Annotated in this window: 1 protein-coding gene; it reads left to right on the top strand. The window is 45.0% G+C overall.

The window, feature by feature from the left end; genetic code table 11:
• Positions 1-483, top strand: a 483-nt coding sequence (locus B2V92_RS08390) for a tetratricopeptide repeat protein (protein WP_293306805.1), incomplete at its 5' end; no start/stop codon positions are given.
• Between the last annotated feature and the right edge of the window lie 79 nt (positions 484-562).

The raw sequence follows: 562 nt of genomic DNA, 5'->3' as shown, positions 1-562 counted from the left end.
GCGCAGGAAAACGATATTTTTTACTGGTTGGGTGTAGCATTCGAAAAGCTTAACGATAGCAACCGGGCAAAAGAATACTGGGAGAATGCGGCGACCGGCTTAAGCGAACCTGCTGCGGCTATTTTCTACAACGACCAGCAGCCTGATAAGATTTTTTACCAGGGCCTGGCCTTACTGAAACTGAACAGAAAAGCGGAAGCAGATTTACGCTTCGAAAAACTGGTCAATTACGCCAAAGAACACATCAACGATCATGTGAGTATCGATTACTTTGCTGTTTCATTACCGGATTTAACCATTTGGGAAGACGACCTCGATAAACGCAATAAAATCCACTGTTTATACATGCAGGGATTGGGTTATTTGGGACTGAAACAAATTGATAAAGCTGCCGAATCATTTGATGAGGTATTGGCTATCGAAAAAGGCCACCTTGGAGTGGTGGTTCATCAGAAGCTGCTGGAAACAACTAACGTTGGCTAACTTCCGAAGTTTACAGGGAAGGTGTGCGGCAAAACTTCGGAAGTGTGCCACGAACGATTCGTCATCTCGACCGGAGCAT

This window comes from Pedobacter sp. UBA5917, from assembly GCF_002432345.1.
Taxonomy (GTDB): Bacteria; Bacteroidota; Bacteroidia; order Sphingobacteriales; family Sphingobacteriaceae; genus Pedobacter.
The sequence above is the reverse complement of the archived record's forward strand: the minus strand, read 5'-3'. Positions and strand labels throughout refer to the sequence as shown.